The organism is Paenibacillus sp. FSL K6-1217, from assembly GCF_045040735.1.
Classification (GTDB): domain Bacteria; phylum Bacillota; class Bacilli; order Paenibacillales; family Paenibacillaceae; genus Paenibacillus_AQ.
This window is the reverse complement of the sequence record NZ_CP150271.1, coordinates 2,715,928-2,740,199: the sequence shown is the minus strand read 5'-3', so window position 1 is coordinate 2,740,199 and position 24,272 is coordinate 2,715,928. Positions and strand designations below refer to the sequence as shown.

Below are 24,272 nucleotides of genomic sequence, written 5' to 3'. Positions count from 1 at the left end.
AACCTCATGGCACTGACTTTCAGTGATATAATAGAGCACTTGACCGCAGGGGTACAGCTGCCCGAGGGTACGGTGGATAAGCTGGAGCCGGGCGCTGCGGGAACGGAAGTGCAGGGAATTGTGACCTCCTTCGCCGCTTCGCAATATGTGCTGGAGCAAGCGGTCAGGCTTGGCGCCAACCTGGTGATCACGCATGAGGGTGTATTTTACAGCCACCAGGATCACCGGAGCGGGCAGGAGCAGGATTCCGTCTGCCTCCAGAAGTCCGCGCTGATTGCAAGCAGCGGGATAGGCCTCTACCGCTTCCATGACACGGTACACCGCTATACGCCCGACGGGATTACGGAAGGGCTGCTGCGGGAGCTGGAATGGGAAGCCTATGCGGAGCGGCATTTGCCTGAGGTGTCCATCCTCACCATCCCTGAGATGACCATATCCGAAGTCGCAGATTATGTGAAGCAGAAGCTGAACATCCCTTATGTCCGTGCTGCCGGGAACCTCTCCGCCGCCTGCTCCAGGGTGGGGGTACTGGTCGGTTACCGGGGAAATGGCCATACAGTCATCCCGATGTATGAGCAGGAGACGCTTGATCTGGTCATCGCCGGTGAAGGCCCCGAATGGGAGCTGCCGGAGTATATCCGCGATGCGGTCCGGCAGGGTAAGGACAGGGCACTCATCATGCTCGGCCATGCCGAGAGCGAAGCGCCGGGAATGAAGCTGCTCGCTGAGCGGCTGAGCCGGCAATTCCCGGAGGTGCCGGTGCACTTCATTCCGGAGCAGCCGGTGTTTCAAATTGTATAGATAGCGCAACCTCTTTGAAGGTTGAAGACCGGGGGATAATGGCTTTCCCCTTAGGTCTTCTGCCGGCAAAGAGGTTTTGTTTGTCCAGCCGGATGGCATAGTATAGCGGACTTGTTTACAAATTGACGATCTGGTTCATATTGCGGATTGCCCCCGGTGCACAACTATCATATAGTGGAATTCTATATGAGGTAAGGAGCGTAGAAGATGAAGCACAAGCACCTGAGGTTCAGCAGAAGTGTAGCCTTCAAATGGATCATCTCCTATTCAGTAATCATGATTATCCCGCTTATTGTTAGCGCTATCATCTATTTGCAGACCAAACAGATTGTCGAATATGAGATTGAGCGTGCAGGCAACGCCATGCTTAAGCAGATGCAGAATACTGTGGACAGCGAGATTAATCAAGCTGAGAAATTGGCGATGCAGTTATCGATTCATAGCGGTGTGAACAAATACTTATCCCTCACACCTGGCGCAGAGAGGGCCAGTTCCTTTCAGATCTATCAGATCCGGCAGGAGCTCAGCAAATACAAATCCGCCAATGATTTCATCGATGGGATCTATCTGTATTCAAGCAGTCTGGACCGTGTGCTGACGGATGAGACGTTTACGGACAGTGAAACCTTTTATGCAATGAACAGTAAGATGATCGGATTGTCTTATCAGGAGTGGCTGGCACAGCTGAACGGTGAGACCGCAGGGCGGGAAGCCTCCCTTCCGTTCATTGAGTTTAAGCGCTGGGAGCAGAAGGTTGTGATGATGAAGCCCTTCACCAGTGCCACTGCAAGCAATGGACAGAAGGGGATGTTGGTTCTCCCGCTGAACGGCAGCAAGATTCATAGCATGCTGAAGAACGTGGACTGGGTAAATAACGGTGATGTGTACATTACCGATGATCATAATCAGGTATTATTTCGTAATAATGAGGCTTCTCCGCAGCAGCCAATGCCTGATGCTGAGGCTGGCGGTGAGACTGCGGGTACTTCTTTCCAGGATATTGCCGGCACGGAGAACATGGTCTCCTTCATTGATTCCGATAACACGAACTGGAAGTATATCAGCGTATTTCCTTCAAGCGTATTCTGGGAAAAAGCGCGGCAAATCCGCAATTTGAACCTGCTTGGGCTGTTCATCAGCTTTTTGATCGGGGCGGTGGTTATTTCTTACTTTGCCCGCAAGAACTATAATCCTGTCCGCGAGCTGGTCCATATGTTCTCGCCCTCCGCCGATGAACAGACGCAGCGGGTGCTGGATGAATTCTCCTTCATTCGGGAGAGTGCGCTGGCTACCATCCGTGAGAGGGATGATGTGAACAGCCGGCAGTTCAGGCAGCTCCGTGTGCTCCAGACCTACTACTTGTCGCAGCTGCTCAGAGGGCAGGCGGAGAACGGATTATCGCTGGAGGAAGTGGCCAGAGTGCATCATTTCCAGTGGGATTCCGAGGATTTTGCGGTGCTTCTATTCTATATTCAGTCCGGCGGGGAAGAGGGGCCTTCGCCAAGCCTGTCCAATTTCATCGTATCCAATATCATTATGGATTTCACCGGACCGAATCACGTCCTGAGCTTCACCGAGATGGATGGCATGCTGGCGGCAGTGATGAACATTAACACCGGACGTTCCGGCAGATGGAAAGAGGATATTGAAGAAGCGCTCAGCCAAACCCTGGAGTTCATTCAGCGGAAATACGGTCTGCAGATCGCCATGGCCGGCAGTGAGCTGCTCCCGGGCATGGGAAGTTTGCATCAGGGGTATCTGCAGGCGCTGGAGGCTCAGGAATACCGGCTGGTGCTGGAGGAGAATACGACGGTCTGGTATGGGGATATTGAGCAGCAGCAGACGGATTATTACCTGACGATCAATGACGAGGTTGTTTTTATTAATTTGGTCAAAAGCGGTGACTTCGGGAAGGCAGCAGCGATGGTAGAGGAGATTCTGGGCCGCTTCTTCGGCTCCCAGGTGTCTATTGAGCTTGTGAGATATGCCATGATTGATTTAAGCAGCTCTATTATGAAGGCAGTCCCCCAGGAGACGAAGCGCTCGAAGCTATGGGAAGAATGGCGTCCGATGAAAAGGCTTCTGGCCTGCTCAACGCGCGCAGATTTCCGTAACGAGCTGACCGAGCTGATCCAGCTCGCCTGCAGCCAAGCCTCGGAAAAGCTTGCTTCAAATTCTGGAATCGGAGACCAGGTATCCGCCTATGTGCAGGATCATTATGCGGATATCAACCTTAGCGTGTCTATGATTGGTGCCCATTTCGGGATCACGCCGCAGTATGTATCACGGTTGTTCAAAGAACAGAGCGGGCAGGGACTGCATGATTACATCAGTCAGGTTCGTACAGCCGAAGCCAAGAAACTGCTTCAGCAAGGCGTCACTATCGAGGAGATATCCTCCCGTGTAGGATTTTCCAGCAGCAGTGCGTTCATTCGGGTATTCAAAAAGTATGAAGGCATCACGCCGGGGCGGTTCAAAGCTCTGCAATAAACAAACAGAATACACAATTTCCTGACAGGAGGATAGAAGCAGGCCGGATCTATCCTTCTTTTGCGTTTTTGACAATGAATTACGCATTTTGAATATTGTTTGTATACAAGATTCAGCATACATTGTAGAGGCATTAAGTCGTCAACTACACAAATTACGGAGGTCATACTAGTGATCAAATTATCTGGAATGAAAAGGCTCCACAAACCGCTTGCTGTTTTGTTAGGTTTCACCATGCTGGCTGCCGGCTGCACTAGTTCCAAGAATGCAAATGATGAGAGTGTCCCTAACAACCCTGCCGGGAACGGCCCGGCTTCCAATGAAGCCGCAGCAGCTTTTGCTTATCCGATGAAAGGCGGAATAGAGCTGACCTATATGAATGAACAACTGGGAGGCACACCGGAGCGGCTGCCGGTCGATGACGAATATGAGAAACGTACAGGCATCGCCATCAAGCAGTTGGGCGGAACCCCCATGACCGATCAGAAATTCAGTCTGCTGCTGGCATCGGGCGATCTGCCGGATATCTTCCTCAATACCTGGCTGCAATACCCTGGCGGTCCCGATAAAGCCGTTGAGCAGGGGTATATTCTAAAGCTCAATGACCTCATGGATCAATACGCGCCGAATCTGAAGAGAACGCTTCAGGAGAATCCGGAAATCGACAAAATGATTAAAACGGATGACGGCACCTACTACGCCTTCCCGTTCATCCGCTCGGAGGCCGGACGGGTCTACGGCGGGCCGATTATCCGCAAGGATTGGCTTGATGAATTGAAGCTCAGTGTCCCGGAGACGATTGACGAATGGCACACCGTACTGACTGCTTTTAAAGAGAAGAAAAAGGCGGCCTCCCCTGTAACCTTCCGCACGATGTTCCTGGGAGAACGGACCGGCGGATTCGCCGGAGCCTTCGGTGTGATGGGGAACTTCTACGTCAACGACGGCAAAGTAGTCTATGGCTATCTGGAGCCTGGCTATAAGGAATATCTGAAAACGATGAGCCAGTGGTACAAAGAAGGCCTGATCGATAAGGATTTCGCTTCGATTGATTCAGCTACAGTGGATAAGAAAATGACCTCTAATGTCAGCGGAGCAACAATCGGCTGGCAGTATTATATTGAGAAATATAATTCAGCCGTACAGGAAGCAGATCCGAAGGCCGACTTCGTAGCCGCTCCATACCCGGCTGCCGTCAAGGGCGGGCTTCCGGAGTTCGGACAGCTGGATAATGCCTATGCGGGGACAAGCTCGGCGGCGATCTCAGCGACAACCAAGAATGTCGAGGCGGCTATGCGCTGGCTGGATTACGCTTTTACCGAAGAAGGCAAAATGCTGAATACCTATGGGGTTGAAGGCATTACCTACACGCTCAAAGACGGAAAGCCCGTCTATACCGATCTTGTGGTGCAGAACCCGGATGGCCTCGGCAGCGACCAGGTAATGGGCAAATATTCCCATGGCACCAACTTCCCGATGATTCAGCAGGACAATAATCTGCCGGCGAAGTATCCGGCTACGACCGAATCCATCGGCATCTGGAAACGAACCAATCATGAGAGCCACCTGCTTCCTCCGGTCACACCGACTGCCGAAGAAGCAGATGAAATGAGCAGTATTATGAACGACATTAACGCTTTTGTGAAAGAGGCCGAGCTCAAGATCATCCTGGGCACTGATTCCGTAGACAATTACGATAAATATGTGCAGCAGATGAAGGACCTTGGTATCGAACGCGCACTGGAAATTCAACAAGCGGCGTATGAACGTTATCTGAACCGTTAATTTGGGCGGGCAGGGGCTGCAACACATACAACAGGTACCGGCAGCCCCGGCCTAAGACCATGCAGTTGCAGCAAAGGAGAGAGGAATATGCTTAAAACCAGACTGGGGAAAGACATCCTGCGTAATAAATGGCTGTATCTGATGGTGCTGCCAGTTATCCTATACTATGTATTGTTCCACTATGTTCCGCTCTACGGGACCATTATCGCCTTTAAGCAATTTGTCCCTTCCCAAGGGATCTGGGGCAGCGAATGGGTCGGATTCAAGCATTTTGAAGCTTTTTTCTCCAGTATCTACTTCATCCGCGTCATTAAGAACACAGTTCTGCTAAGCTTCTTCAATCTGCTGATCGGTTTCCCGGCACCCATTATTCTGGCCTTGCTGCTGAATGAATTGAAAAGCCCGCTATTCCGCCGGATCACGCAAACGATTACGTACATGCCTCATTTTATAACACTCGTGGTAGTAGCAGGAATCGTGCGTTATTTCACTTTATCGGATGGTTTGATCAACGATGTTATTGCCTTTTTTGGCGGGGCGCGGATTTCGTTCCTGCAACAGCCTGAATTTTTCCGCCCCATTTATATCATCAGTGAGATCTGGCAGCAGATCGGCTGGGGCACAATCATCTATCTGGCGGCCATTACCGGCATTGACCAGCAGCAGTATGAGGCAGCCAAAATTGATGGAGCCACCAAGGTACAGCAGATCCGCCACGTTACCCTGCCCGGTATCCTGCCGACGATTATGATTATGCTGATTCTGGCGCTCGGAAATATTATGAATGTCGGATTCGAGAAAATCATTCTGTTATACAGCGCCAGTATTTATGAGACGGCTGATGTCATATCCACTTTTGTATACCGGAAAGGGATTCTGGAATTCAGCTACAGCTACAGTGCAGCGGTAGGCCTGTTCAACTCCGTCATCAATTTCACCATTCTGCTGCTCGCCAACTCATTCAGTAAACGCGCAAGCAAGAACAGTCTCTGGTAAGGAGTGCACACCTATGATTAAAGCGTCGCTCGGCGAACGTATCTTCGATATCTGCAATTCTATTATTATGGTTCTAATGATTATTCTTACACTCTATCCTATGCTATATATCTTGTTCTCCTCCTTAAGCAATGGGAACCGGCTGGTCTCCTTCAACGGCATCCTGCTGTGGCCGCAAGGCTTCTCGCTGGCAGCTTACAAGGCGGTGCTGAACAATCCCGTAATACTGACCGGCTTCAAGAATACACTATTCATCCTGGCGGTAGGGCTTGTCATTAATATGACGCTTACTGCCCTGGGCGCCTATTTCCTGTCCAGAGAAGGGGTTATGCTGCAAAAGCCGATTATGTTCTTCATCGTATTCACGATGTTCTTCCAGGGAGGACTGGTGCCATTCTACCTGATCGTGAAATCCTACGGCCTGCTCGACAGCTTGTGGGCGTTGATTCTGCCAACGGCGGTGAGTACATTCAACTTAATCATTATGCGCACTTATTTCATGGCGATACCGAAGGAGCTGGAGGAGTCCGCCTTCCTGGACGGTGCCGGCCATTTCACCATCCTGTTCCGCATCTTTATTCCGCTGTCCATGCCGGTAGTTGCGGTGCTGATTCTGTATTACGGCGTAGGCCACTGGAACAGCTGGTTTAACGCCATGCTTTTCCTGCGCGACCAGAGCCTGTTCCCGATCCAGCTCGTGGTCCGAAACATCATTCTTGAGAATGATAATGCCAGCATGCTGGGGACTACAACACTGCTCCATAGCCGTGATGTGACCGAAACGCTGAAATATGCGGCAATCATCGTAAGCACAGCGCCGATCCTGCTGCTGTATCCGTTCCTGCAGAAGTATTTCGTGAAGGGCGTAATGGTTGGGGCATTGAAGGGATGAGGCATGAAGTCATTCAGGAAGCTTAGCTATGGTGAGGATAAGGAGGAAGTATAGCCATGAGTCTAAAAAGGAAACTCAGCAAAGGTTGGCAATTCAGCAAGCAGCCGCTTCATTCGGAGCTTGCCAAGGTGGCCGCAGGTGCGGACTGGACAGCGGTTACGCTGCCGCATGATTGGCTGATCTATGATACCCGCAACCTCTACGAGAATGGAGAGGGCTGGTATCGCACCCGCCTCCGGTTCGATGCAGTGCCGGTGAATGAGCTTGTGTTCCTGCGTTTCGAGGGAGTGTATATGAACTCGACACTATATGTGAACGGACAGGTAGCGGGTGAGTGGAAATATGGCTACTCTACCTTTGAATTCGAGATAACTCCGTACCTTGTCGCCGGAGAGAATGAAATCTATATGCGCGTGATCCACGAATCGCCCAATTCCCGCTGGTACTCCGGTGCCGGAATTTACCGGCCCGTCTGGCTAAAGACGGTGCCGAAGATGCATATCGCCGCTGACGGGCTGTATATTGCAGCCAGGGCAACGGAAGGTCAGGCCTGGACTGTAGATGTGGATGCTGAGCTGCATACCGCTGAAGCTGCGGGCTCAGGGACGAAGCTGAAGCTGCGGCATAGCATTCTGGATGCAGCAGGAACCTTAGTTGCCGGGCAAGTTACTGAGGTGACGGTGCAGGGTGAATTAACCGTACATACCCACAGCCGCCTGACTGTTAACCAGCCCTTGCTATGGGATATTTCCAGTCCCAATCTATACACTCTGCAAACCGAACTGCTGGCTGAAGATGAAGTGATTGAAGTGGAGAGGGAGAAGTTCGGCTTCCGGACCCTGGAGCTGGACAGTGACGAGGGCTTCTTCCTCAACGGCCGTCATGTCAAAATATACGGAGTCTGCCAGCATCATGACCTGGGCGCTCTGGGGGCTGCTGTGAACAGAGCGGCGCTGCGCCGCCAGCTCGTCCTGCTGCAGGAGATGGGAGTCAACGCCATCCGTACCGCGCATAATATGCCGGCGGTAGAGCTTATGGAGCTGGCCGACGAGATGGGCCTGCTGATTGTGTCGGAAGCCTTCGATATGTGGGAGCGCAGCAAAACGCCTTATGACTATGCACGGTTCTATCCGCAGTGGTGGAAGCGCGATATCGCCAGCTGGGTGCGGCGGGACCGCAACCGTCCAAGTCTGCTGATGTGGAGTATCGGCAATGAGATATACGATACCCATGCAGACAGCCGCGGCCAGGAGCTCACCCGGGAGCTGCAGGAGGAAGTGCTGATTCATGATCCGAGGGGCAATGCGTTCGTTACCATCGGCTCGAATTATATGCCTTGGGAGAATGCGCAGAAATGCGCGGATATCGTCAAGGTGGCAGGCTACAACTATGCGGAGAAATATTATGAACAGCATCACAAGGAGCATCCGGACTGGATCATCTACGGCAGTGAGACCTGCTCGACAGTGCAGAGCCGGGGAGTCTATCATTTCCCGCTGGCTCAATCTGTGCTTGCCGATGATGACCAGCAATGCTCTTCTCTAGGGAACAGTTCTACCAGCTGGGGCGCCAAAAGCACGGAGGCCTGTATCACCGCAGACCGGGATGCATCCTTCTCGCTGGGACAGTTTCTGTGGACGGGATTTGATTATATCGGGGAGCCTACCCCGTATCACACCAAGAACTCATATTTCGGACAGCTGGATACTGCCGGCTTCCCTAAGGATTCCTATTATATCTATCAGGCGGAATGGACAGATTACCGTACGCATCCGATGATTCATATCTTCCCGTACTGGGATTTCTCGCAGGGCCAGCTGATAGATGTGCGTGTCTGTTCGAATGCTCCGCGCATCGAGCTGTTCTTGAATGAAGTCTCGCAGGGCAGCGTGGATATCGACCATACTCATGGACACAAGCTGCTTGGCGAATGGCAGTTGCCTTATACGGACGGTGTACTGCGGGCGGTGGCTTATGATGAGAAGGGGGAGGTTGTTGCTGTAGAGCAAATCTCTTCGTTCGGAGATGCGGCTTCGCTTGTCCTTGCTCCCGACAAGCAGGTAATGACAGCAGACGGTACGGACCTTATCTTCGTAACGATCAGCACTCTGGATCAGGAGGGACGGCCGGTAGCGAATGCCAATAACCGCGTTCACCTCAGTATGGAGGGTCCCGGACGATTGATCGGTCTGGATAACGGGGACAGCACGGACTATGATTCCTACAAGGGCGTAAGCCGCCGCCTGTTCAGCGGCAAGCTGCTGGCAGTGATTGCCGGTACCCTGGAGGCCGGAACGATTACGCTGCGTGCGGCATCGGCAGATCTGGCTCCGGCTGAGCTTACGCTGCAATCCGTGCTTCCGGCAGCGGGAACGACAACTGAAGATGAGCTGTATCTGTATGCGCATTATCCGCTGGAGGCGGATGCGTCCTCCAGTCATCCGGAGAGCGGCAGGGCAGGGGAGATCCCGGTCCGCAAGCTGGAGATCATCTGTCCCGGGGGTAATATTCTGACGCCTGATCGCCCGTCGCTTCCTGTCCGTGTTAAGCTTCATCCGCAGGGGGCCACCTGGCAGGATGTCGAGTGGCGGATTACGAATGCCGCCGGAATTGATGCCAATATCGCCACCCTTGAGACGAACGGCCATGAAGCCGTAATCACGGCCTTAGGTGACGGAGAGGTGTACATCCGCTGCGGGACAGCCAATGGTGCTGACGGAATTCGGCTCTATTCGCAGATGGAATTCAAGCTTACGGGCTTCGGGCAGGCTTATCTGAATCCCTATGAGTTTGTTTCATCAGGATTTAACAGCAGCCACAGCCGGAATTTGACCAACGGCAATGAACGGGGGGTTGCCACCGCCCGCGAAGGGGAGAGCCTGATCTGCTTCGAACGGATCGACTTCGGCAGATATGGGGCCGATGAGATTATTCTGCCGATCTTCTCGCTGGATGATCAGGAATTTCCGATAGAGATATGGGAAGGCGTGCCCGGGCAGCCCGGTGCCGGGCGACTCACAACCGTGACTTACCAGAAGCCTTCCCGCTGGAATGTCTACCAGGAGGAACGGTATACGCTGCCCAGACGGCTGACGGGGATTACCTCGCTGTCCTTCATTCTGCGCAAGAAGATTCATTTGAAGGGCTTCACGTTTGTCAGCAAGACCAAGGCGTTCGAGCGTCTGGATGCACTGGCCAACACTGCGGTCTACGGCGATACTTTCACCATAACGGAGGAGGCTGTCGAGGGCATCGGCAACAATGTGTCGCTTATATTTGCCGGAATGGACTTCGGGGCAGCGGAATGCTCACGGATCGTCATCTGCGGACGCTCAGCGCTTGCGAACAATACAATGCAAATTCTGTTCAGCGGTCCTGCCGGTGAATCGAAGCAGCTGATTGAATTTGCCGGAAGCGCCAGCTATATGGAGCGTGAATTCACGCTGGAGCCGCCGGTAAGCGGCAGCCAGACCGTCACCTTCCTGTTCCTGCCGGGCAGCCAGTTTGACTTCAAGTGGTTCCGGTTCCTGCCGCCGTTCGCCTAGAATCTGTGCCATCCGGCGGTCCGCCGGCAGATTCTTAGGACAGACAACAGCAATCACCGCAAATAAGGGATACCGCACGCAGCCGGATGGCTGGCGTTTGCGGTATCCCTTTTGATGTTTGCGGTATCCCTTTGAGTGGGGCGTCTGCCAAGGCGAGGAAGCCCGCGTCTTCCTATCAGCAGCTATAGACCTTTCCGTCATCTCCTGCTTCACTCATCCGTACCTCAATAAGCTTCATTGCACTGAAGGCACTGACCGCATGGCGTTGTCCCCTGGCTACGGTATAGCTTCCGCCTGCAGAGGCAGCGGATGTGTGTCCGTTCACGGTTACCTCTCCATGACCGGATACAATCATCCAGGTCTTGGCGGAATGCGGACAGATCATTTCAGGGAGGTGATGGTCCGGCAGCAGGGTCAGCATGATCGTAAGGACAAGTCCGGCGCCGCCTGACTCACGATCGAGAACGGTATAGCTGCCCCAGCCCGTTTCTCCATACCGCATCTCCTTTGCTGAATGCTCCATCAGAATATCCTTGATCAGGTGTGCTTCCATCCTGTCGGCGATTAGGATGCCTTCGGGACCGGCTATGGCGACTATCCCGGAAACCCCAATGACATGCAGCGGGACCTCCAGCTCGTTAATAAGATAACTGTCTCCGCATTCTCCCCATAGCCCGCCTATTCCAATGACCTGTGCAGGCAGCCGGTCCGTCAGCGTATCCCAGCTTCCCAGGTCGGACCATTCGCCTTCATGTCTTATGGTGACAGCCTTGGTGCACCGCTCTGCCACTTCCTTATCGAAGCTGCGGACCGGGAGCCCTGGATAGAGCGCAGACAATGCCGCGAATCCGGCGGGCAGCTCCAGCCTCTCCAGATGCTTCTGCAGAAAGCCGAGCCGGAAAGCGAACACCCCGCAGTTCCATAACGCCTGTTGCTGTATCAGCTCCTGTGCCCTAGCCCTATCAGGCTTCTCTGCAAAAGAGATTACCGGGGCATACAACGCGCCAGAGTCCTCCTGTGCCGGGACGATATATCCGTATTGCTCCGAGGGATAAACAGGTCTTGTTCCAAGCAGGAGGAGTTCGGCTTGTGAGGCGTCCAGAATAGCTTCAAATTGAAGGAACTGGCGGAAGAAATCATCATCCGCGAACATATCGGCCGGGGCGATACAGATGATGTCCTCCGGCTGTGCCTTTCCGGCGGCAAGCAAGTGCAGCGCGCCGAACGCGGCAGCAGTGAAGGTCCCGCGCTTGTATGGCTCTCCGATTACCGGATAATTGCTCCCGGTATGCCGCTGCGTGAGAGCCACCTGCTCCTGATGGGCTACGAACAACAGGGATTCATCCAGCCCGGCCTGAGCGAGCTGACGGCATACCCGCCCGATCATGGATTCTGTGCCCCCGCCCGGTGCAGGCAGCAGCGGCAGGAACATCTTGGAGCGGATGCTGCCGGACAGGGGCCACAGCCGCTGGCCGGAGCCGCCGCACAGAAGAATAGTATGCATCAAGATCAATCCTCCTTAAGGCTTGCCCGGAGTGGAATATCCCTTGCGCTGATGGAAGGAGAGCGAGCGGTAAGACCCGGCATACTTCTGAATCTGCGCTTGCGTCAGCAAGCCTGCCGGGATCTTCAGCGATTTATTATTGGCGTTCTTGAGCAGCACTGCGGCGCGGTGTCCGCTGTACACATAGTTGGCATAGGTCTCGAACTCGGAGAAGCCGAACTGTCTCTTCTTGTTGATACTGCGGAGAATGGCGGCATGCCAGGACATTCCGTGCCGGGCTTCAATAGTACGTTTGAGACGGGCCAGCTTCGCGGACTCGAACAGCATGTAGTGGGTCACGAACGACTTGGGCGCAGGCGCAGGGGTACCGAGCAGCTTGCGGTAGGTGCGGAAATACTCCGGCTGGCTCCAGTTACGGCAATAGAAGATGCTTTTCCCGCCGGAACGGAAACGATGGGGACGAATGAGCACCGTATCCGCATCAATGACCAGGAAATATTTCTCGCGGCAAATATGATCTCCGTTCATCTTCAGCAGCTGCTGATACAGCCAGCCTGACCGGTTCCAGCGGGAGGAGGAGTAGCGGATAGCTTTTTTGGTGAACGGCAGGACAGTGGTTTCATCGACAAAGACACAGCGTTTGCGGGAGCACAACTGTCTGATTCTACTGTTATTCGGCGAGACAATGTAGATATGGCTGATAGGGTGCCGGATATAACGGCGAAGACTATCAATCACATAGGGGAGGGTGGCGAGATCTTTTTCAATCGCAGGGATCAGGATGTCGATCGAAGGAGCATTTGAGGCCATACTTACCGCAGCATCGGACATGGATTCATCTCCATACATAAATTGATATTTGACGTCTTCACTAGGGTATGCCTGCGGATCGGCGCTTGATAGGGCCATAATCCTGAGAAAGTTAATCTTTCTGTACGGGGCAAATGATCTATCCAAGTGCATCTCCAACGGCATAGGATACAGTGAATATGTAATTTTATGTAAAAGGGAGCGTGGCTCCCATCCCGGACAGGAGCGTGCATAAGTGACAGCCAAACAGGTTCAGTCAGGACGGAGCAAATGGGTTAAGACACAACTGCTGCTTAAGAACGAGACCATCAAGGCGTTCATCCCCGATACCCGGAGATTTAACAGGCGCAATCTGAAGCAGATGATGCACGGTTATGGAATGATCTATATCAAGCCGGAACGGGGAACGTATGGCATGGGAGTGATCCGCGCGGAGCGGAGTGTGCGTGGGGGATATACGTACCAGTATGAGGAGACTCTGCGCCGGTTCACTACGTTTGAGGCTTTTCATCACAGTCTTGCAACCAGAATCGGCAAGAGGAGTTATCTGCTGCAAAAAGGCATTCACCTGCTGAAGCAAAACGGGCGGCGATTCGATATCCGGGTGATGGTGCAGCTTAGTCCCAAGGGGGTGTGGGAAGCTACCGGGATTATCGGCCGGCTCGGGCATCCGCGTAAAATTGTGACCAACTACCACAGCGGCGGCAAACCGACGGCAGTGGAGCATTTGCTCTCCGCCCGTCTGTCTGCTCAGCAGCTTGTACAGCTTAAGCGGGAGATGAACCGGCTCGGCACACGCATAGCCCGGCAACTGAAGAAGACGTATCCGCATCACCGGCAGTTTGGTGTAGACATCGGACTGGACCACGGACTGAAGCCGTGGATTATTGAAGTGAACATGAATCCGGATCCTTATATTTTCAATCAGCTCAAGGATAAATCCATGTACCGCAGAGTCATGAGATACCGGAGGCTGTGCCAGAAACAGAAATGCCGTTAAGCCATAACGCAGGGCGGGGACGTCACCATGTGAGGCGTCTCCTTCCCGCCCCCGCCGGAGCAGTCATAGCGAAATACAGGTACTTTATAGTAAAATAAGATAAATTTGACCATGGAGCGCCCTCCTGAAGGGCGGATATTCATGGCGAACACTAAGCATACAAAGGTGGCAGGACAAGCTCATGAGAAAAAGTGTTGTGTTTAAAGCGGTTTCATGTTACTTTAGAGTCAATAAAAACGTTTTTATCAAAAAGGAACAATGATATGGCTAAGATAACGATCAAAGATGTCGCACGGGAAGCCGGGGTCTCCATCTCGACAGTCTCTAATGCCCTGAATGATGTGGATGTGCTGAGCCCCGAGACCAAGGCCCATATCCTGAAGGTGGCCCAGCGTCTGAATTACGTTCCGAATCTGAACGGCAAGCTGCTGAAATCAGGGACCACGAAGATGCTTGGGTTCTTCACAACAAGTGTGTCCGGTCCATACTTCTACAAGCTGGTAGAATCGATGTCCCGTCAATGCGACCGCCTGGGCTATGGCCTGAATGTATTCGTCACCAAGGACAAACATGTGATTATGAGCAATATCCTCGGACGGCGCGTGGACGGCGTCATAATCTATGAGGAGCTGGGCATCGACGAGCAGGACATTGCCGCCATGAAGAAAGATCAGATCAAGGCGGTGTTCCTGGACCGGGTGCTGGAGGACGAAGGCATGGGCAGCATTATATTTGATTCCTACGAATCAGGCTATGCCGCTACGAAGTATTTAATCAGTCTGGGGCATAAGCGAATTGCCTATATCTCCGGCGTGGATACGATGTTCGACAGTGTGCAGCGGAAGGAGGGCTATCTGGCCGCGCTGCGCGAATACCAGCTTCCGGTGGAGGAGGATTTTATCCTTCAGGGATATTTTGAAGAGGACAGCACCTATAATGCCGTCAAGTCTTACATCCGCCTGCATCCCGGGAAGATGCCCGATGCCTTCCTGGCCGGCAATGATATCAGTGCAATGGGCTGTATTCAAGCGCTCAAGAGCTATGGTTACGAAGTGCCGCAGGATGTCAGCGTGATGGGCTTCGATGATATTGATATCGCCCCTTATTATTCGCCGCCGCTTACGACGGTAAGGAATCAGATTGCAAGGCAGGGCATGCTGGCGATTGATCATCTGGTTCATATGATTCAGGATAAGGAGCAGGGCGCGGCACAGAAGCTGCAGGGTGAGCTGGTCGTCAGAGGCTCAAGTCAGGTGAAGCTGGAGCGGAAGGACCGCAGGTAGAGGGCAGCGGGTGAAACTGATTTTACAGGAGGGAGATTTTCTTGCGCCAAAATAAAAACGTTTTTATCATCTTTGACTATATGGAGAGGGGGACAAGATCATGAATAAGACAGCAGCTTCTACAGCATCAGCTTCCATCCCGCCATCCGCCAAGAAGCCCGTGGGGCAGCGGATCAAAGAATTTGTAACCGATTACAAAAGGCAGTGGGAGATTCAGTCGATGGTGCTGCCGGGCATTATTTTTATGATTATTTTCTGCTACATACCGATCTACGGGCTGACAATTGCCTTCAAGAATTATACAGTCATTGATACCTTGTCTACTGCACCCTGGGTAGGGCTGGACAACTTCAGGATCATTCTGTCGGACGAATATTTCTGGGATGCGGTCATGAATACGCTGGGGATCAGCTTCCTGAAGCTGGGCATCGGATTCATTATTCCGATTATTCTCGCCATTATGATCTATGAGCTGAACATGGGCCGCTTCAAAAAATTCGTCCAGACCATCTCCTATCTGCCGCATTTCCTGTCCTGGATCGTCCTGGGCGGGATGCTGATCACCTGGTTCTCCACCTCGGGCTTGTTCAATGAGCTGCTGCTGAATCTCGGGCTGATCTCGAAGCCGTCCAACATCCTGCTGGATGCCGGGAAGTACTGGTGGATTGCCACGCTGTCCGATATCTGGAAGGAAGCCGGATGGGGAACGATTCTGTATCTGGCCATTATGGCCAAGATCGACCCTACCTACTACGAAGCGGCACGGATCGATGGAGCGGGACGGCTCCGCCAGATCTGGAATATCACCCTTCCGAACATGAAGGCGATCATCAGCCTGAATCTGATTTTGACGGTAAGCGGCCTGCTCGGCTCCAACCTGGATCAGACGCTTGTATTGATGAACTCGCAGAACCGTGAGAAGGCTGAGGTCATCAATTCCTATGTGTACCGGATGGGGATGACGCAGGGTGATTTCTCTTATGCTACGGCCGTCGGCCTGGGTGTCTCCATTGTGTCGGTAATCCTGCTGCTTATGGCCAACAAGGTCACCAGTAAATTGAACGATAATCAATCCGTGTTGTAGAGGGGGCGTTAGAGTGAATCGGAAGGTCATACGGGAAGATCTCGACAGCCGGATCTTTGATGCGGTAAATAAGGTGTTGTTGGTCTGCTTCATGGTTATTATTCTCGTTCCCTTATGGAACGTAATTATCTCCTCCCTTAGTTCGGGCAGGGCGCTTGCCGAGGGCGGATTCATCTTCTGGTCCAAAGAATTCTCGCTGGAGAACTACCGGGCGGTATTCAATGACAGCAGCATCGGTCAATCCTTCGTGGTCTCTGTCGCCAAGACGTTCCTCGGAGTGATCACCCACGTATTCTTTTGCGCAATGATCGGCTATGGTCTCAGCAAAAGATACATCCGCGGGCGCAAGCTGTATGTGGCGATGGGCGTCATTACGATGTTTTTCTCCGGCGGAATGATTCCGACGTATCTGCTGATCAAGTCGCTCGGGCTGCTGAACAGCTTCTGGGTCTATATTATCCCGGCCTTATTCAGCTATTACGATGTGGTGATTCTGATGAACTTTTTCCGCAACGTGCCGGATTCGCTGGAGGAGTCGGCCAAGATTGACGGCGCAGGCGACTGGCATATTTTCCTGAAAATCTTCATTCCGCTGTCCATGCCCGCGATGGCAACGATCGCCCTGTTCAACGGGGTGGGACAATGGAACGACTTCATGACCACGAAGCTGTATATTACCGATCAGGCGCTCTACCCGCTGCAGATGAAGCTGTACGAGATTATTGTGCAGTCGCAGACCCAGTCCATGCAGAATATTGGAGGCTCCGTCGTGATTGAGACCACCACCAAAGGGGTCCAGCTGGCCACGATTGTCATTACCACACTGCCGATTGTTGCGATGTATCCCATTCTTCAGCGGTACTTTATCTCCGGCATGATGCTTGGGGCGGTCAAGGAGTAGAAGAGGTTCACTACATTATAGGAGGTCAAGAAGATGATCAAGATGACTAAAGTTCTCGGCAAAAAGACGCTTAAGCCCGTGCTGCTCCTGATGGCAGCTATGCTGGTGGCGGCAGGGTGCAGCTCCGGCGGCGGTTCCGCTAAGGAAGTAGAGGTATCGCTTGAAGGCCGGTATACGGTAGACCCGGAGACTCCGGCCTGGCAGTTGGATAAGAAGAGCGAGACTACGGACTTAACCTGGTATGTGAACGCGGACTGGTGGAATACGGACTTCGGCAAGGATGTAGTCACCAAGAAGATCAAAGAGGATCTGAACATCAATATCAAGTTTATTACCGGGGACGATACGAAGCTGAATACGTTCTTCGCGGGCGGCGATATGCCGGATCTGCTGACCATCTTCGACTCCAATTCGCCGGTTGTGCAGAAGGCCGCCACCTGGGCGCTTCCGCTGAACGAGCTGGCGGAGAAATATGACCCGTATTTCAACAAGGTGGCTGCGGCCGACACGCTGAACTGGTTCCAGCTGAAGGACGGCAAAACCTACGGTTATCCGAACTATTCCAATACCCAGGCTGATTATGACAGCGGCAATATTCCGGCGAAGACGGCTTTTGTCATCCGTAAGGATGTCTATGAGACGCTGGGCAGCCCTGACTTCGGAACCCCGGAGGCCTTCAGGAAGTCGATGAGCGAAATTAAGGCCAAGTTCCCGGATATGATCCCCTTCGGATTCAATGCGATTGGGGAAGGGACCGGCTCGCTCGGGGATGCGCTCCAGGACTTCATCGGCGTTCCGCTGGAGACGGAGGACGGCAAGTTCTACAACCGCAATCTGGATGAGGATTATCTGACCTGGCTGCGGACGCTGAATGCGGTGTACCGGGACGGGGCGATCAGTGATGACAGCTTCGCGGATGACGGAACAGGCTTTGAGGAGAAGGTGAAATCCGGCAAATATGCTACGATGCTGCTCGATGGTACGCCTCAGCAGGGCGGCAATCTGCAGATCTTCATGAGTGCCAATCCCGGCAAGGAGTATATGGCCGTTGACGGGCCGCAGAGCACCGTAGGGCATGAGCCGACCCTCAATCAATCCGGGATTACCGGCTGGATGATCAATTACATTACGAAGAATTGCAAGGACCCGGCCAAAGCGATTCAAATCTTCACGTACCTGCTGAGCGAAGAAGGACAGAAGCTGATGAACTACGGGGTTGAAGGCGTGACGTATAAATCGAACCCGGACGGTACAGTTGAGCTGCTGCCGGAAGTGAAGGACCTGCAGCTTAATAATGCGGATAAGTTCAAGAAGGACTACCGGATGGGGGAATTCATGTTCTTCGGACATGACCGTCACAAAGCGCTGAGCAAGGATGCGTTCCCCGAGTCCATCAAGCAGATGCAGGAATGGGGCAAGGGCAAGCTGAAGCCGCACTTCATCCTGGAGAATATTAACCCGGATCAGGGAACGCCGGAGGCCCGCGGCCAGACTGCCATTAATACGAACTGGAACACCACGCTGGTCAGTATGATCCGTGCCAAGGACGAGGCAACCTTCGACAGTATTCTGGCGGAGCATATAGCCTTCCTGGACAAGAACAACTGGAGCAAGATCGTAGAGGTGCGCAGCGAGAAGATGAAGGCCAATAAGGAGAAACTGGGCATTAAGTAAGCAAGGAACAAGGAGGGGCCCGCTTGGGCCCTTTTCTATAAAAAGATGGAGGGATAACCTATGCGTGAAATTATCATGTACCAGTCTAACAGTGAAGACGAGCTGTTTGTGGAGCAAGTGGCCGCAGAGCTGCCGCAGCTACCGGCTGATGCGCTAACTGCCACCATTGAAATAGATGCCGGTCAAACATATCAGGTGATGGATGGCTTCGGAGCTTCCTTCACCGACTCGGCCGCCTACCTGATCCATCAGGTGCTTGCTGAAGAGCAGCGGACAGCGGTTATGCAGAAGCTGTTCGATCCGCTGGAGGGCATCGGCTTGTCCTTCCTGCGTAATCCCATGGGGGCATCGGATTATGCCAGAACGGTCTACAGCTATAACGATATGCCTGAAGGCGGGAGCGATCCGGCGTTAGCCGGATTCACCATTGCCCATGATGAAGGGGACATTATTCCTCTGGTGCAGGAGGCACTCAGGCTTAATCCTGAGCTGAAGCTGATGGCTTCGCCGTGGAGCGCCCCGGGCTGGATGAAGACCAGCGGATCGATGATCGCCGGGAGTCTGAAGCCGGAGCACTACCAGGTGTACGCGGATTATTTCGTCCGCTTCATTCAGGCTTATGCCGCTCATGGCTTGCCCGTCTATGCTGTCACAGTGCAGAACGAGCCGCTCTATGAACCGCAGCACTACCCCAGCATGCTGATGCTGCCGGAGGAGCAGCGGGAGTTCATCCGGGGTTATCTGAAGCCTGCCTTCAGGGAGCACGGGCTGGACACCAAAATCTTCTGCTACGATCATAACTGGGACCGGCCGGATTACCCGCTGACGGTGCTGAAGGGAGCGGAAGCGGAGGTAGACGGTGTGGCCTGGCACTGGTATGGCGGTGCGGCGTCAGCCCAGTCGGAAGTGCTGGCGGCTTACCCTGATAAAGAGGTGCATTTCACCGAAGGCTCGGGCGGGGAATGGATTCCCCCGTTCGAGCAGGCCTTCTCCAATGTGATGCGCACGGGAATTGAGATTCTGCGGAATCACAGCAAGTCATTTGTGCTATGGAATATGGCCTTGGATGAGCAGAACGGCCCCACCGTGCCCGGCTTCGGCCAGAGCACCTGCCGCGGGGTAGTGACCGTTAACCAGCAGACCCGTGAGCTGACCTATACCCTGGACTATTATGCGCTGGCCCATTTCAGCAAGGTGATCCTTCCCGGGGCGCTGCGCCTGGCATCTGCCGCCAACCGGGAGCATCTGCGCTCGGTTGCCTTCCGCAACGCGGACGGCTCGCTAGCGGTCGTCCTGTTCAACGACGGGGAGGCAGCAGAGAATGTAGCTGTGCGGCTGGAGGGGGAGGAGCTGCTAACCTGCTCTATCGCCGCGAAGGGCGCGGTTTCGGTGAAGGTGGCGGGTAAGAGGGAGTAGCGGTTTAGTGTAGACGAAGACTCAGGCTGCCGGATTTTTCCGGACAGCCTGAGTCTTTTTTGAAATATAAGAATTTATATGTTTCACGCAATAACTTATCCTTATATTTCTCGCTGAAACAGTACCGTCCTTCAAAAGGACGGCAAAGCCGTTTCCACTTGGCGAGTAGCAGGGAAATATCGCCCTGGCGGAATGAATACGGAAAACCGAATACAATGCGATGGCATGAGGGTGCCCGGTCCAAATGTAATCGGAAAACCGATTACATTCGGTCAACGCGATTTTTCTAATTACTGTTTACCTTTGAAAATGCCCGCGATCTCATCCAGCAGCCTGTCCAGCGTAATCGGATCGTCGAAGTTATACTTGCTGTCAAGGGTATACACGCGGCCTTCTTTGACGGCGGGGATAGCCTTCCACAAGCCGCTGTCCATCAGCGCCGATTGTCTCGCAGCCGTCTTGCTGCTGCTGTCGGTAAGGAGGAACATATGCTTCCCCATATACTGTGGCAGCACCTCGTCGGAGATGGTCACGAACCGTTCACCGGCATCGACCAGCTTCTGTACGCCTTCTGCCGGCTTGAAGCCAAGCTGTCCGTACAGCGTTTCGTTCAGGCCTTTGCCGCCCATGATATACAGCTCGGAGCCAAGTACAAGCAGGGAGGTAGCCGTATCGCCTTCTGTCAGGTTGAGCTGCTTCTTCACGGAGGCAACCTTAGTCTTATAATTGTTGAACCATGTATCGGCCTGCGCGGTGAGACCGAACAATTCTGCAATCTGGCGGACGCGTTCTTCGGTCGGGAAGGTGCCGTCCAGCCCTACCACCACGGTCGGAGCGATTTTGCTTAACGCTTCAATCCCGGTCTCGTCCCAGTCGTCGAAGATAATCAGGTCGGGTGAGAGGGCAAGGATTTTCTCAGGGGAGAAAGGGTAGCCGATATCCTCTATCCCTTCGAGCAGATCGGGGTAAGCCACTTGAGTGCCGATGACGCTTAAGGAAGCCCCTATCGGCTTGATGCCCAGCGCCAGCAGGTCACCCGGATTACTGCCAACATACACAATCTTCTGAGGATCGGCGGGAATTTCAACCTCCCGTTTCTTGTAATCCGTATATTTCCGTGTTGCAGCAGCAGCTTCCGTGACAGCCGCCGGGCTGGCTTCAGGTGCTACGGTTGGTTGACTTGTGGCTGCTGCTGTAGGAGCTGTTGCAGCCGTATTGTCCGGCTGGCTGCAGGAGGCCAGAATTAAGGTGAAGAGAAGCAGGGTTAACGGAAGTACTAATCTTTTGATGCTTGGCATGCGCTAGGGCTCCTTTGGGAGTATGTATTTAAATGATTATGATAATCATTATCATTTAAATATGATAGAGTGGAATAGCGGCTTTGTCAATCTCGAAGTTGGTCTGATCTAAGGTAACGAGGGGACATTCAGGCGTCTTTTTTTCCTGGAAAAAAATAACTGTAAGCCGATTTACAGCCGAAGAGAGCACCCGGAGCTATAAAATGATAGAATGATAGTCATAGTCTTATACAGGGAGTGAATTTCTTATGAAAAAGATTGCTGCCGGGGTCATTGCCGGAGCGATACTGATGGTGGGTGCGCAGGCGCTGGGCGCTTCGGCTACACTGGTAGGAAAGGCCATTCAAGCGGAATATACGGTAAATGTGTATGGGAAGAAGCTGGCCGATCCGGCCATTGTCATTGACGGCAAGAGTTATGCGCCTGTGCGCGCCATCGGTGAATTGGCCGGATTCAAAGTGACGGTGAAGGGCAAAACGATCAGTCTGGATGACAAAGGGCGCCCGGCTCCTCCGCTGTCTGACGAGAAGAGCTCGCTGGTTGGTCCTGTGCCGGTCAACACACCTGATCCTGCCTTGACGGCGGCCAAGAGTAAAATTGATATCATTGACGAGAAAATTGATACTGTGGTCACTAACATCCTTACCACCAGCAGCCTGCTGAAGACGAGTCCAGGAAGTGCCGACCTGAAGCAGAAGCTGGAGCAGTACAAGGAAGAATATGCCGATCTGTTGAAGCAGAAGGATCAGGAGCTGCAAAGATAGATAAGGTGCCCCGTAGCCATGAATGGGATTGACCATGGGCTGCGGGGCTTTTTTGTCGGATATACATGTTCTAGCTTGCCCGTTCAGCCGCCGAGGTGTCACCCTCATTCAAGGCCAGTCTGCGGACCAGCGGGGGCAGGGCGAATGCGTAATACACACAAACCAGCAGCGTGCATACCGCTAGAAGATAGTGCAGCCAAGTGACGGATACGATAGCGGGAAAAGCGAGAGCAACCAGCCCGAGCGCCAGCGAATGGCCGAGCATCATAATGGGCTCAATCAGAGCATTGACGCGCCCCATATTCCCCGGGATGACCAGCTCCGGCAGCCAGCTGCCGATGGCGATGTTCACCGGGGCAATGCAGAAGCCTTCTAAGAGAACGAGGGGAAGATAGACCCAGATGCTATTCGCCGAGCCCAGGGCAACAATGAACAGGCTGGAGAGCAGCAGTCCGGTAATCAGCACCCGGGCCCGCGTGAACCGGCGGATGAGCGGAGAGGCTGCCAGGCTTCCGGCCAGATACCCGATGCCCAGGCACAGAGTAATTAGAGAGGCATGAACCATGTAGGAATCTGGACTGAGCTTGTATTTCATCGTAAAAATAGGGAGGACCGCAAAGACCCCATTGACGATTCCGAAGAACAGGAAGCCGGAGATGAGCGTCAGGAGCAGCTTGTGGCTGAGGATATAACGAAGACCTTCCAGGAAATCCCCGATGAGCCGGGGAAAACGGATATCCTTCAGGGCGTGGCGGCCGCCGGGCATCCGTACATCCTCATGGAACCGGCAGCTTAGAATCAGCAGTCCGGAGAGGAGGAAGCTGATGCCGTCGATCAGAATGGCGCCTTCAATGCCAAGAAAACGGTAGGCGAATGCCCCGAGGCTCATGCCGAACAGCATGAACAGTCCCATAATCATCTGGTTCAGGCCTACAGCCTGCACATATTGCTCCTGGCCGATGCTGCCCTGCAGCAATCCCATCTCGGCAGGACCGAAGAACTTCGCTACGGCGCTGCGCAGGAAGAGAAGCAGGAAGCATAGGGTCAGCAGCCCGAAATGCAAGGCTACGAGGAGCAGCAGCGTTAATCCCGCCCTGATCCAATCGCTGTATACAGCGATACGGGCGCGGTCAAGCAGGTCGGCGATCACCCCTACCAGCCAGAATACGGCCAGAGTAGGCAGAGAATACATCAGTTCAGCGGTTGCCGCCAGCGCTGGACGGGTACTGAAGTGATCGACCAGATAATAGGCAAAGGCCATATTGCCGACCACCGTTCCGAGCTGGGAAGCGAAGTTGGCCAGGAACAGCCTGGTGAAGACAGGGTTGCGAAAAAGCGCGGACATATAATGCCTCCTATTCCTGAGCCGGACGGGACCCGGGGTTCAGCAGTTGCTTCAGATAATCGAGCAGTGCCTGAATCTGTAATTCCGTACGGGCAAGCTCCGGCCCTACAGCCAGGGTGTGTGTCGCTATCCCTTCCTGGTAAGAGGCAGCAATTCTTGCTACCTGGGCAAGCGGCTGCTCCGGGCTGAATTCCCCGCGTTCCACCCCTGTGCGCAGCAGTCGCGCAAAGCGTGTGAGGCCCGCCTCGTAACGCTTCAGCAGCAGGCTTCTCCGCCGTTCATCCCTTGAACCGCCAAGGAAATACTCATAGAAAGCAGGCATGAAGCTCCCGCCCGGCATCCGCATAAGGTCAGCCTGTTGATCGGCGTACATCTGTAGGATGACATCCCAGATCCCAGGTTGCTTAGCTGTTAGCTCTGCCAGATAAGCCTCATACTCCATGTCCTGCTGATCCAGCAGCGCCTCGAAGATCTCCTCCTTTGTCTGAAAATACAGATAGATCCAGCCGCGGCTCATCCCGGTTTCATCCAGGATATCCTTGAAGGTAGCGGCTTCATAGCCTTTGGCGGTGAATACCAGCTTCGCGGCATTCAGGATTTTGGAGCGCCGTTCTTCCTTCTGCTGATCAGAGATTCTAGGTGACATTCGGATTCCTCCTTTTTAATAATGACACATGCGTCATT

At 53.4% G+C, this 24,272-nt stretch carries 18 protein-coding genes; 13 read left to right on the top strand and 5 right to left on the bottom strand.

Features of this window, described 5'->3' with window-relative positions:
* The first annotated feature begins 6 nt into the window (after positions 1–6).
* The 6 genes from MHH28_RS12345 (at position 7) to MHH28_RS12320 (ending at position 10,509) form a co-directional block, all read left to right on the top strand.
* Complete coding sequence (locus MHH28_RS12345; RefSeq protein ID WP_405115254.1) at positions 7–801, top strand: Nif3-like dinuclear metal center hexameric protein; 795 nt, start codon at positions 7–9, stop codon at positions 799–801.
* A 207-nt stretch (positions 802–1,008) separates the two neighbouring features.
* The gene (locus MHH28_RS12340) at positions 1,009–3,291 is read left to right on the top strand and encodes an AraC family transcriptional regulator (RefSeq protein ID WP_405115252.1); all 2,283 of its coding nucleotides are present in this window, start codon (positions 1,009–1,011) and stop codon (positions 3,289–3,291) included.
* A gap of 189 nt (positions 3,292–3,480) precedes the next feature.
* Positions 3,481–5,076: an extracellular solute-binding protein gene (locus MHH28_RS12335; RefSeq protein WP_405117035.1), complete on the top strand. Its 1,596-nt coding sequence runs from the start codon at positions 3,481–3,483 to the stop codon at positions 5,074–5,076.
* An 87-nt stretch (positions 5,077–5,163) separates the two neighbouring features.
* Positions 5,164–6,072: a sugar ABC transporter permease gene (locus tag MHH28_RS12330; protein ID WP_036698599.1), complete on the top strand. Its 909-nt coding sequence runs from the start codon at positions 5,164–5,166 to the stop codon at positions 6,070–6,072.
* 13 nt (positions 6,073–6,085) lie between these two features.
* The gene (locus MHH28_RS12325; RefSeq protein ID WP_342478553.1) at positions 6,086–6,964 is read left to right on the top strand and encodes a carbohydrate ABC transporter permease; all 879 of its coding nucleotides are present in this window, start codon (positions 6,086–6,088) and stop codon (positions 6,962–6,964) included.
* A gap of 56 nt (positions 6,965–7,020) precedes the next feature.
* Complete coding sequence (locus MHH28_RS12320) at positions 7,021–10,509, top strand: glycoside hydrolase family 2 TIM barrel-domain containing protein (RefSeq protein WP_405115249.1); 3,489 nt, start codon at positions 7,021–7,023, stop codon at positions 10,507–10,509.
* A gap of 175 nt (positions 10,510–10,684) precedes the next feature.
* Here MHH28_RS12320 and MHH28_RS12315 read toward each other — a convergent pair whose 3' ends face one another.
* Positions 10,685–12,013, bottom strand: a complete 1,329-nt coding sequence (locus MHH28_RS12315; protein WP_405115247.1) for a sugar phosphate nucleotidyltransferase — start codon at positions 12,011–12,013, stop codon at positions 10,685–10,687.
* Between the two features lie 15 nt (positions 12,014–12,028).
* Complete coding sequence (locus MHH28_RS12310) at positions 12,029–12,844, bottom strand: DUF6492 family protein (RefSeq protein WP_405117032.1); 816 nt, start codon at positions 12,842–12,844, stop codon at positions 12,029–12,031.
* 214 nt (positions 12,845–13,058) lie between these two features.
* Between MHH28_RS12310 and MHH28_RS12305 the strand changes: the two genes are divergently transcribed.
* From MHH28_RS12305 to MHH28_RS12280, 6 genes are all read left to right on the top strand, one after another.
* The gene (locus MHH28_RS12305) at positions 13,059–13,823 is read left to right on the top strand and encodes a YheC/YheD family protein (protein WP_405115245.1); all 765 of its coding nucleotides are present in this window, start codon (positions 13,059–13,061) and stop codon (positions 13,821–13,823) included.
* 263 nt (positions 13,824–14,086) lie between these two features.
* The gene (locus tag MHH28_RS12300) at positions 14,087–15,106 is read left to right on the top strand and encodes a LacI family DNA-binding transcriptional regulator (protein WP_405115243.1); all 1,020 of its coding nucleotides are present in this window, start codon (positions 14,087–14,089) and stop codon (positions 15,104–15,106) included.
* A gap of 100 nt (positions 15,107–15,206) precedes the next feature.
* A complete protein-coding gene (locus MHH28_RS12295) occupies positions 15,207–16,190 on the top strand; it encodes an ABC transporter permease (protein WP_405115241.1) in 984 nt (327 codons plus the stop codon).
* A 13-nt stretch (positions 16,191–16,203) separates the two neighbouring features.
* The gene (locus MHH28_RS12290; RefSeq protein WP_405115239.1) at positions 16,204–17,091 is read left to right on the top strand and encodes a carbohydrate ABC transporter permease; all 888 of its coding nucleotides are present in this window, start codon (positions 16,204–16,206) and stop codon (positions 17,089–17,091) included.
* Between the two features lie 33 nt (positions 17,092–17,124).
* Positions 17,125–18,765: a sugar ABC transporter substrate-binding protein gene (locus MHH28_RS12285; RefSeq protein ID WP_405115237.1), complete on the top strand. Its 1,641-nt coding sequence runs from the start codon at positions 17,125–17,127 to the stop codon at positions 18,763–18,765.
* Between the two features lie 60 nt (positions 18,766–18,825).
* The gene (locus MHH28_RS12280) at positions 18,826–20,181 is read left to right on the top strand and encodes a glycoside hydrolase family 30 protein (protein WP_405115235.1); all 1,356 of its coding nucleotides are present in this window, start codon (positions 18,826–18,828) and stop codon (positions 20,179–20,181) included.
* A gap of 290 nt (positions 20,182–20,471) precedes the next feature.
* Here the strand turns inward: MHH28_RS12280 and MHH28_RS12275 are convergent, their stop codons facing one another.
* Positions 20,472–21,479, bottom strand: coding sequence for an ABC transporter substrate-binding protein (locus MHH28_RS12275; protein ID WP_405115233.1), 1,008 nt, complete (start codon positions 21,477–21,479; stop codon positions 20,472–20,474).
* A gap of 248 nt (positions 21,480–21,727) precedes the next feature.
* Between MHH28_RS12275 and MHH28_RS12270 the strand changes: the two genes are divergently transcribed.
* The gene (locus tag MHH28_RS12270; protein ID WP_405115231.1) at positions 21,728–22,243 is read left to right on the top strand and encodes a hypothetical protein; all 516 of its coding nucleotides are present in this window, start codon (positions 21,728–21,730) and stop codon (positions 22,241–22,243) included.
* A 70-nt stretch (positions 22,244–22,313) separates the two neighbouring features.
* Here MHH28_RS12270 and MHH28_RS12265 read toward each other — a convergent pair whose 3' ends face one another.
* Positions 22,314–23,588 (bottom strand): MFS transporter, encoded by a 1,275-nt coding sequence (locus MHH28_RS12265; RefSeq protein ID WP_405115229.1) that lies wholly within the window; start codon positions 23,586–23,588, stop codon positions 22,314–22,316.
* Positions 23,589–23,598: 10 nt separating this feature from the next.
* On the bottom strand, positions 23,599–24,234 hold the full coding sequence (locus MHH28_RS12260; RefSeq protein ID WP_405115226.1) for a TetR family transcriptional regulator: 636 nt from the start codon (positions 24,232–24,234) through the stop codon (positions 23,599–23,601).
* Positions 24,235–24,272: the final 38 nt, after the last annotated feature.

Excerpts from the sequence above, each read along its gene's own strand:
- MHH28_RS12320 (WP_405115249.1), top strand. The coding sequence starts at position 7,021 with ATGAGTCTAAAAAGGAAACTCAGCAAAGGTTGGCAATTCAGCAAGCAG.
- MHH28_RS12285 (WP_405115237.1), top strand. The coding sequence starts at position 17,125 with ATGATCAAGATGACTAAAGTTCTCGGCAAAAAGACGCTTAAGCCCGTG.
- MHH28_RS12315 (WP_405115247.1), bottom strand. The coding sequence starts at position 12,013 with ATGCATACTATTCTTCTGTGCGGCGGCTCCGGCCAGCGGCTGTGGCCC.
- MHH28_RS12340 (WP_405115252.1), top strand. The coding sequence starts at position 1,009 with ATGAAGCACAAGCACCTGAGGTTCAGCAGAAGTGTAGCCTTCAAATGG.
- MHH28_RS12270 (WP_405115231.1), top strand. The coding sequence starts at position 21,728 with ATGAAAAAGATTGCTGCCGGGGTCATTGCCGGAGCGATACTGATGGTG.
- MHH28_RS12280 (WP_405115235.1), top strand. The coding sequence starts at position 18,826 with ATGCGTGAAATTATCATGTACCAGTCTAACAGTGAAGACGAGCTGTTT.
- MHH28_RS12345 (WP_405115254.1), top strand. The coding sequence starts at position 7 with ATGGCACTGACTTTCAGTGATATAATAGAGCACTTGACCGCAGGGGTA.
- MHH28_RS12330 (WP_036698599.1), top strand. The coding sequence starts at position 5,164 with ATGCTTAAAACCAGACTGGGGAAAGACATCCTGCGTAATAAATGGCTG.
- MHH28_RS12275 (WP_405115233.1), bottom strand. The coding sequence starts at position 21,479 with ATGCCAAGCATCAAAAGATTAGTACTTCCGTTAACCCTGCTTCTCTTC.
- MHH28_RS12310 (WP_405117032.1), bottom strand. The coding sequence starts at position 12,844 with ATGTCCGATGCTGCGGTAAGTATGGCCTCAAATGCTCCTTCGATCGAC.
- MHH28_RS12300 (WP_405115243.1), top strand. The coding sequence starts at position 14,087 with ATGGCTAAGATAACGATCAAAGATGTCGCACGGGAAGCCGGGGTCTCC.
- MHH28_RS12265 (WP_405115229.1), bottom strand. The coding sequence starts at position 23,588 with ATGTCCGCGCTTTTTCGCAACCCTGTCTTCACCAGGCTGTTCCTGGCC.
- MHH28_RS12325 (WP_342478553.1), top strand. The coding sequence starts at position 6,086 with ATGATTAAAGCGTCGCTCGGCGAACGTATCTTCGATATCTGCAATTCT.
- MHH28_RS12295 (WP_405115241.1), top strand. The coding sequence starts at position 15,207 with ATGAATAAGACAGCAGCTTCTACAGCATCAGCTTCCATCCCGCCATCC.
- MHH28_RS12335 (WP_405117035.1), top strand. The coding sequence starts at position 3,481 with ATGAAAAGGCTCCACAAACCGCTTGCTGTTTTGTTAGGTTTCACCATG.
- MHH28_RS12260 (WP_405115226.1), bottom strand. The coding sequence starts at position 24,234 with ATGTCACCTAGAATCTCTGATCAGCAGAAGGAAGAACGGCGCTCCAAA.